This is a genomic window from Verrucomicrobiota bacterium, from assembly GCA_034440155.1.
Taxonomy (GTDB): Bacteria; Verrucomicrobiota; Verrucomicrobiia; order JAWXBN01; family JAWXBN01; genus JAWXBN01.
In genome coordinates this window covers 38,093-47,329 of record JAWXBN010000062.1, presented here as the reverse complement: position 1 = coordinate 47,329, position 9,237 = coordinate 38,093, and the positions used below count along the sequence as shown (strand labels likewise).

Annotated in this window: 6 protein-coding genes; 3 read left to right on the top strand and 3 right to left on the bottom strand. The window is 46.1% G+C overall.

Annotated elements, in window-relative coordinates; all coding sequences use genetic code 11:
• The first annotated feature begins 783 nt into the window (after positions 1-783).
• The 3 genes from dnaK (at position 784) to groL (ending at position 4,815) form a co-directional block, all read left to right on the top strand.
• Complete coding sequence (dnaK, locus tag SGI98_06825) at positions 784-2,721, top strand: molecular chaperone DnaK (GenBank protein MDZ4743117.1); 1,938 nt, start codon at positions 784-786, stop codon at positions 2,719-2,721.
• 117 nt (positions 2,722-2,838) lie between these two features.
• The gene (groES, locus tag SGI98_06820; GenBank protein MDZ4743116.1) at positions 2,839-3,126 is read left to right on the top strand and encodes a co-chaperone GroES; all 288 of its coding nucleotides are present in this window, start codon (positions 2,839-2,841) and stop codon (positions 3,124-3,126) included.
• A gap of 42 nt (positions 3,127-3,168) precedes the next feature.
• Positions 3,169-4,815: a chaperonin GroEL gene (groL, locus tag SGI98_06815; GenBank protein MDZ4743115.1), complete on the top strand. Its 1,647-nt coding sequence runs from the start codon at positions 3,169-3,171 to the stop codon at positions 4,813-4,815.
• 104 nt (positions 4,816-4,919) lie between these two features.
• On the opposite strand, the gene SGI98_06810 is transcribed toward groL, so the two are convergent.
• Genes SGI98_06810 through lepA form a run of 3 tightly spaced genes read right to left on the bottom strand, consistent with a single transcriptional unit; the run spans position 4,920 to position 9,195 of the window.
• Complete coding sequence (locus SGI98_06810; GenBank protein MDZ4743114.1) at positions 4,920-6,149, bottom strand: competence/damage-inducible protein A; 1,230 nt, start codon at positions 6,147-6,149, stop codon at positions 4,920-4,922.
• Positions 6,150-6,201: 52 nt separating this feature from the next.
• Positions 6,202-7,383 carry a signal peptidase I gene (gene lepB, locus SGI98_06805; GenBank protein ID MDZ4743113.1) on the bottom strand — a complete coding sequence of 394 codons (1,182 nt, stop codon included), beginning with the start codon at positions 7,381-7,383 and terminating at the stop codon, positions 6,202-6,204.
• 15 nt (positions 7,384-7,398) lie between these two features.
• Positions 7,399-9,195, bottom strand: a complete 1,797-nt coding sequence (gene lepA / locus SGI98_06800) for a translation elongation factor 4 (protein ID MDZ4743112.1) — start codon at positions 9,193-9,195, stop codon at positions 7,399-7,401.
• Positions 9,196-9,237: the final 42 nt, after the last annotated feature.

The window sequence follows — 9,237 nt, the reverse complement described above, 5'->3', positions numbered from 1 at the left end:
TGGAAGCAATTTGCGCCGCGCCGAATTCATCATAGCTTTTATTTTCCACGAACTGATCATAAGGCAGTGGGGAAAGGGTGAGCAACTCTTATCTCAAGGGGGTGAGGGAAGACGATGGTAATCAGAGAAAAAATGGGCAGCTCCGCTCTCTGAACTTTCTGCCGCTTCAGCCTTTCAACTTGCTCCTGATGGCTTTTCCCCTTTCTCATCGTATCCTTCAACATCCTTACGACTTTAGAAATGTGCTACAGTAATGGAACATCACGAAAACTGCGACCATCTGTGATTTAAGAGACCTCTACACAAGCTTACTGAGCGGGGGACATCGCGGTTTTGATATTCTTCAAGTTGCAGCTTCTCTCGAACTCAAAACCAAAGAGTTTCTCACCTTTGACGTAAACCAAAAGAAACTTGCTGAGGCGGAAGGTTTGGTCGTGCCTGTATGATGAAAGGCTAGGGCTAAGATGCTGCGACTTTAAAAACTCTGGTGACTTTTCTTAATTTTAGGGGACGAATGCGGAGACGAGATTCTCGAATGATTGCATATTGCTCGGGGTAATTTCGTGAAATAATCGTGACATGGAAAGAGTTTGAATCGGGACATAACTGCGACAATGTGACACGTGCGTGAGTCATAAGCACACGATATTATGATTTTATCGATTATGTCATAAATATTATAAGTTATTGATATTGAGTTATTTAACATAATTAATTTGAATAAATAATACTTGGCACCCTACTAGCGTATAAGAGTCCAAAAGAAGGAGAGGATTTTATTTTATGCCAAAAGTTTTAGGAATTGATTTAGGAACTACCAACTCATGTATGTCTGTAATGGACGGGGGTGAACCCCGCGTGTTGGAAAATTCAGAGGGCGCACGTACGACACCCTCAATCGTTGCTTTCTCGAAGAATGGGGAACGTTTGGTCGGTCAGGCAGCAAAACGCCAGGCTGTGACCAATTCCAAGAATACCATCTTTTCAGTCAAACGTTTTATGGGCCGCAAATATGCGGAAGTTAAAGATGAAATGGGTCGTGTTCCTTATAAGATTGTAGAAGGTAAAAATGGTGATGCCGCCATCGAAGTCGATGTAAATGGTGAAAAGAAGACTTATAGCCCACAGGAAGTCTCCGCCATGATTTTGAGCAAACTCAAAGCGGATGCGGAAGCCCGTTTAGGCGAAAAAATCACTCAAGCAGTTATTACTGTTCCTGCCTATTTTAATGACAGCCAACGCCAGGCCACCAAAGATGCAGGTGCGATCGCTGGACTCGAGGTCCTCCGTATTATCAATGAACCCACAGCCGCTTCACTCGCGTACGGGCTGGATAAGAAAAAAGATGAGAAAATAGCTGTTTACGATCTTGGTGGTGGAACATTTGATATTTCCGTCCTCGATATCGGTGAAGGGGTTTTTGAAGTCAAAGCGACAAATGGCGACGCACACCTCGGGGGTGATGACTGGGATAACACCATTGTTGATTGGCTTTTGAATGAATTTAAGGCTGATAGTGGGATTGATCTCCGCAGCCAGGCTGACTCTATACAACGCCTCAAAGAAGAGGCTGAAAAAGCCAAGATCGCCCTTTCATCGACCATGGAATATGAGATTAGCTTGCCCTTTATTACTGCTGATGCCAGCGGTCCCAAACATATCCAAAAGAAACTCACCCGTGCCAAACTCGAACAATTAACCGAGACCTTGAGTGAACGTACGATCAAACCGGTCGAAGCCTGTTTGCGCGATGCGGAACTGACCATGTCAAATATTGATGAACTCGTACTCGTCGGGGGTATGACCCGTATGCCAAAGATTATCGAAATCGCAAAACGTCTCGTTGGCAAAGACCCCCACCAAGGTGTTAATCCTGATGAAGTCGTCGCCATTGGGGCTGCCATCCAGGGAGGTGTGTTGAAAGGTGAAGTCAACGATGTTCTCCTTCTGGATGTGACTCCTTTGACTTTGGCGATCGAAACCGCCGGGAAAGTGGCCACACCGATGATTACCCGCAATACCACTATTCCGACGAAAAAATCACAGATTTACAGCACTTACTCTGACAATCAATCAGCCGTGGATATCGTGGTCCTCCAGGGTGAACGCCCCATGTCAGACGATAATAAGAGACTCGGGCTCTTCCGCCTTGATGGTATCTCCCCAGCAGCCCGTGGCACACCTCAGATCGAAGTCACCTTTGATATTGATGCAAACGGGATATTACACGTTTCCGCCAAAGATCTCGGAACAGGGAAAGAACAAAAGATATCGATTACCGGTTCAAGTGGGTTGTCCAAGGACGAAGTCGAGAAGATGAAAAAGGATGCCGAGCTGCATGCCGCCGAAGACGAAAAACGTAAAGAAGGCGTGGAAGTAAAAAATACCGCTGACAGCATGGCTTACCAAGCCGAGAAGATGCTCAAGGATAATGCTGATAAAGTGGGTGCAGACGATAAAAAAGAAATAGAAGATGCGCTCAGCAAAGTGCGCGAAACACTCAAAGGTGAAGACCTCGAGTCAATCAAAGCAGCACAGAAGGAACTCGAAGAGAAGCTCCATAAATTTTCAGAGCTCTTGTACAAGCAATCCGCTGAGGCTCAAGCCAAAGCGGGTGAGGCAACAGGCGGCGGTGCCGCCGAGCAATCTGCTGATGCAAAGCCTGAGGCTAAAGACGATGTCATTGACGCGGAGTTCAAGAGTGTTGACGACAAAAAATAATCAATCCATGCCGTTTTTTACCAAAAGCGGCATTTTATAATTTTCACAATATATCCATTCCCGAGTGGGAGTGGATTAATTTACAAAACACAAAAACACGATTAGGAGAAGAATACTATGGCGTTTAAACCACTCGGTGACAGGGTTCTTTTGAAACCCGTCGAAGAAAAAGAAACCAAAAAAGGTGGAATCATTATTCCTGATTCAGCCAAGGAAAAACCCCAAGAAGGGGAAATTATCGCTCTCGGTACAGGCCGTATCGATGAAGATGGTAAAAAGGTTGAATTCAGCGTGAAAAAAGGCGACCGCGTCATGTACGGAAAGTACAGTGGACAGGAAGTCAAAATCAACGGTGCTGAACATATCATCATCAAGGAAGAGGATATCCTCGGAATTATCGACTAATCGTTTCCAAAACAAAAATTTAAAAGGAGATAAATAAAAATTATGGCAGCTAAACAAATTATTTTTGATGAACAGGCTCGTCAGAGCCTCGCCCGTGGTGTCGAAAAACTCGCTAAAGCGGTTAAAGCGACCCTCGGACCTGCAGGACGCAACGTTGTCCTCGATAAAAAATTCGGTTCCCCCAATATCACCAAAGACGGTGTGACGGTGGCTAAAGAAATCGAACTCGAATGCCCTTTTGAAAACATGGGTGCACAATTGGTTCGTGAAGTCGCCAGCAAAACAAGCGACAACGCCGGTGACGGTACGACCACTGCGACTGTTCTTGCTGAAGCGATCTATCGTGAAGGTCTGAAGAATGTCACAGCTGGAGCCCATCCAATGGAAATCAAGCGCGGAATCGACAAAGCTGTTGAAGCTGTCGTTGCTGAGCTCGATAATATTAAAAAGAACGTCAAGGACTCCAAGGAAATCGCACAGGTCGCTACTGTCTCCGCAAACTGGGATAAGACTGTCGGCGAAATCATTGCTGATGCCATGGATAAAGTCGGCAAAGATGGTACGATCACAGTTGAAGAAGCCAAATCCATCGAAACCACACTCGACGTGGTCGAAGGTATGCAATTCGACAAAGGATATCTCTCTCCTTATTTCGTGACTAAACCTGACGAAATGGAAGTTGTATTTGATGATGCTTACGTCCTGATCCATGAGAAGAAAATCTCTTCACTCAAGGATTTCTTGCCGTTGCTCGAAAAGATTGCCAAAACAGGCAAACCTTTCCTCGTCATCGCTGAAGAAGTCGAAGGCGAAGCCCTCGCGACCCTCGTCGTGAATAAAATCCGTGGTACACTCCAAGTCTGCGCTGTTAAAGCTCCTGGATTTGGCGACCGCCGCAAATCCATGCTCGAAGACATCGCTGTCCTTACTGGTGGCAAAATGCTCTCCGAAGACCTCGGCATCAAACTCGAGAACGTCGGCCTTGAAGACCTCGGTCGTGCCAAACGCCTCGTTGTTGACAAAGAAAACACAACGATCGTCGAAGGTTACGGGAAACAAGCTGATATCAATGCTCGCGTGAATCAAATCCGCAAGCAGATCGAAGAAACCACAAGCGATTATGACCGCGAAAAACTCCAAGAACGCCTGGCTAAACTCGCCGGTGGTGTGGCTGTGATCAATGTCGGTGCCGCTACTGAAACCGAAATGAAAGAGAAAAAAGCCCGCGTCGAAGACGCTCTCCATGCGACACGCGCTGCCGTAGAAGAAGGCATCGTCGCTGGTGGTGGTGTAGCCCTGATTCGTTGCTTACCTGCTCTTGACAAAGTCAGAGCAAAAGGTGATGAGAAAATCGGTGTCGATATCGTCCGTCGCGCACTTGAAGCCCCTCTGCGCACCTTAGCCTACAATGCAGGTCTCGAAGGTTCACTCATCGTCAATGAAGTCAAGAATCGTAAAGGTTCTGAAGGCTTTAATGTCGCCACTGGTGAATATGTCGACCTTATCGCTGCAGGTGTCGTTGATCCGAAAAAAGTGACCCGTAGCGCATTACAAAATGCTGCTTCTATCTCTGGTCTCTTGCTGACAACCGAAGCGTTGATCTGCGAATTGCCCGAGAAGGATAAATCCCCAGCCGGAGCTCCCGGTGGTATGGGCGGAATGGGTGGTATGGGCGGAATGGATTACTAATCCGACCCTCACACACATTTCTTTATCAAAAAGAAATAATTCTAAAAAACGCATCTTGGAAACAAGGTGCGTTTTTTTGTGTGGTTATAACAAGCTAATGAAGTCTATTCCAGATCAAGTCCTGTGAGGACACGGCGGAGGCGGTCGAGGGCAAATTGCGCGACCATTTGTTTAAAGCTTTCGCGGTTAAGGAGATAATGACAACTCCAGACTTTAGTGAAATCTTTGGTCGCTAACCCGATATAAACAAGACCGACAGGCTTTTCAGGGGTGCCTCCATCGGGGCCTGCGATTCCCGTCACGGAGACAGCGATGTCTGCTCCGAGCAATTTGCGGGCACCCTCGGCCATTTGTATGACGACAGGCTCGGAAACCGCGCCATAGACATTTAAATTACTGGCGTCCACATTCAGGACATTTTGCTTCACTTCATTTGAGTATGAGACGATTGACCCTGTAAATACAGAGGAGCTACCCGGAACATTCGTCAGGCGATGGGCGATATATCCACCTGTGCAGGATTCGGCAGTGGCCAGCTTTACCCCCATTGTTTTCGCTATATGAATAACTACTTCCTCCAAAGACTCATTATCTTCTGAGAAAATCAGTTCCTTAAAAGTCTCCCGTGCAATTTGCGAGGCTTCTTGGACAACTTCCGGTTCAGGAGAGATAAAACGGAGATCGACTTCTCCAACACGGGCACAATAACCGATTTCAAGATTCTTCAAGTGGGCGAGGGGAGGTTCGATTTCTTTGGCCACAGAGGATTCAGCAATCCCAGTCATCCTCAAAATATGACAGTCGAATTTTGAATCCTGAGCAATCAAGGTATTTAAAATCGGAAGGACTACATTTTCAAACATTGGTTTGAGTTCACGGGGAGGCCCGGGCAAAAGGAAAATATGTTTCCCATTTTCCGTAATATATATACCCGGTGCGGTGCCATGTGCATTATCTAAAATTTGGGAACCTTCGGGGTAATCGGCTTGACGGTAATTCATCTGGGCCAAGGCGAGGCCGCGTTTCAAGAAGAAACCATTGAGCCATTCAACAATTCTCGCATCCCTCAGCAATTTGCGCCCGAGTTTCTCAGCGATAATATCACGGGTGATATCGTCGGAAGTGGGTCCGAGACCACCGGTAATAAAAATCACATCGGCCCTCGAAAGGGATTCCATAAAAACTTCGCCTATGTCTGAGCCGTCAGGAACCGTTACTTGACGGGAGATTTTTAAGCCCAGCGGGGCAATTTGCTGTGCCATGTAACCGATATGCGTATTCGTAACTAATCCGAGGAGAAGCTCTGAACCGGTGTTAATGACTTCGACATTCATAAAGTTGAAAGTCAATGTACTCGGACGTATTCTATTTGGCAATGCGAGTTTCTTACTTGATCAAACCCCAACGTGAACCAAAAGGATAGAATACGAGCAGGGCTTTGCCGACGACATTTTCGGCAGGAACAGACCCCCAACCACGGCTGTCCCAGCTATTGGGGGAATTATCACCTAATGCCAGATAACTCTGTGGGGGGAGAAGGTAGGTGTCCGAATCACGGGCTAATATATTACTATTAGGTAAATGAACATAACCGCTGTAACCGTTTTGAGGAGAATAAATACGGTCATACATGTCATTAAAGTGTGCTATTTTTCCATTCACTAAGAGATGGGGATTTGTAATCTGGACGAGGTCACCGCTCACAGCAGAAAGACGTTTAATATAGTATTCCGCCCCCATCACCCCGCGCATCCTTTGGCTCATCGTGATGTCATTAATATTATCTGTGAGAAAGACAAAAACATCGCCACGAGCCGGTTTTCTAAAATTATATATGATCTTGTCCACAAAAACAAAGTCCCCGGTTTGAACACAGGCACTCACAATCGACTCACCTGGTTGATAAGGGGCTGCACCCCTTTTCATAAATGCCTTCATAATGTAGTCGGAAGGCATCCAAACCCAATATTGGTCGTTATCAACAGTCACAGAAGAAAATTGGAGCCAATAGAGGAAAAGGAAATTATAGGGTTTTATTTGGATATTCCGGACGGAAATATTGCCATCGTGGCTGGTGAATTCCAAACGGCCGGAATTTTTTGCAGGAATATTGATATAACTTTTCCCGTATGCAAACTTTTCCCATATTCGGGTAAATACACCGGGGTACTCTGTCTTGGGAATATTCTCCGACTGCACATCAATGCCAAAGAGGGTAGGTTGCATCGAGGCGGTAGGTATCTGGAAGGGCTGGAGGAAATAGGTGCGGATCGCAAAAGCCAAGACAAATGCTACAAGCAAGACCTCGATATTTTCGCGCCATGAAGCATCAGGGCGACGGGGAAAGTATTTTTCGATTGTCTTATTCGTTGTTTCGGCGGTCTTTTGGATTTTTCCTTTATCATTGGACCGTATCACGACATCTACTTCAGCTAATACATTAAAGATATCGATTTGATCATCCGACTTTAATAAATCTTGTTCATACCGCATATTCCGATAAAGGAATTTGCGCATCTCCTTGAGCATCGACTTGGAATAGGTGGGTAGGGGGGACGTTGATGCCATGGCTGGATATAGGAGTTAATCGTTTTTAAGGACTTGAATGAATGCTTCTTGGGGAATATTAACCTTCCCGAATAGTTTCATCTTTTTCTTACCTTCTTTTTGTTTATCGAGCAATTTGCGCTTACGACTGATATCACCACCATAACATTTTGCCGTTACATTCTTCCTCAAGGCAGCAATGGTTTCACGTGCGATGATTTTCCCACCAATGGCAGCCTGGATCGGGACAGTGAACATTTGGGTAGGGATGACTTCTTTAAGTTTTGAAGCTAATGCACGTCCCCGAAACTCAGCTTTAGAACGGTGGACGATACAAGAGAATGCGTCCATGGGCTCACCATTGATGAGCATATCCATCTTCACCAGGTCGGAAGTGCGGTATTCATCATGTTCGTAATCCATCGAACCATAACCCCGTGTCATACTTTTGATTTTGTCATGGAAATCAACCAGGATTTCATTCAATGGCATATCACAATTCATCATCACACGGCGAGAATCAATGGATTCGGTGTGTTTGATATCACCACGTTTTTCCATGACGAGCTGCATCATATCCCCGATATTTTCATTTGGGCACATGATATAGGCTTTCACATACGGCTCTTGAATCTCTTCAATTACCGACGGGTCTGGCATTTGTGCGGGGTTATCGACTACGATGTCTGTACCATTTGTCCTGATTACCTTGTAAACAACACTGGGGTAGGTCGAAATGATGTCCATGTTGTATTCCCGGCGGAGGCGTTCCTGAATAATCTCCATGTGCAAGAGACCGAGAAATCCGCATCGGAATCCAAACCCGAGAGCGATGGAGTTCTCCGGCTGGAAGACAAATGAGGAGTCATTGATCGAAAGTTTCTCCATGGAGGATTTAAGTTGCTCAAAGTCCGCGGTATTGATCGGGTAGATGCCGCTAAAAACCATCGGATGGATTTTCTGGAATCCCGGTAATGGGTCGGTCGTAGGTGTATAAGCATCGGTGATGGTATCCCCGATATTAATTTCCCGGGCACTTTTAATATTTGGAATGATGTATCCTGAATATCCGGCTGACAGAACATCTGTCTTTTTCATTTTCGGCATGAAAATACCGACTTCTTTTACTTCGTACTTACGGCCTTCACTCAGGAGCATGATATTCATACCCGCTTTGATTTCTCCGGAAAATACACGGGTATAAACAACCCCCCCGCGGTAAGTATCGAAAATGGAGTCGAAAACAAGGGCGCGCATGTCCGGACGATCCCAATCTTTGGGTGGGGGGATCCGTTTAATCACAGCCTCGAGGATATCCTCGATCCCGATTCCGTTTTTTGCACTGGCCAAAACAGCGTCATCGGCAGGAATAGCTAAAATGTCTTCCAACTGTTTTTTCACCATGTCTAAGTCGGCATTGGGAAGGTCGATTTTATTAATGACGGGGATGATTTTAAGATTCTGTTTCATGGCCAGATGGGCATTGGCCACTGTCTGTGCCTCGACCCCTTGGGCTGCGTCGACAAGGAGTAATGCGCCTTCACATGATGCAAGACTGCGGGAGACCTCATAGGCAAAGTCCACATGCCCCGGGGTATCCACCAGGTTGAGACGGTATTCATGGCCGTCCTTTGCCTTATAGAACATAGTCACGGGGTGGGCTTTGATTGTAATCCCGCGTTCTCGCTCCAAATCCATCGAGTCAAGGTGTTGGTCCTGCGACTCACGTTTGGTGATGGTATTGGTCATCTCAAGCAAACGGTCGGAAAGAGTGGTCTTTCCGTGGTCGATATGCGCCACAATACAGAAATTTCTAATATATTCACAACCCATAGGGAGGCAATTTGATACGCTGAAGCAAGGCATCCTGCAAGT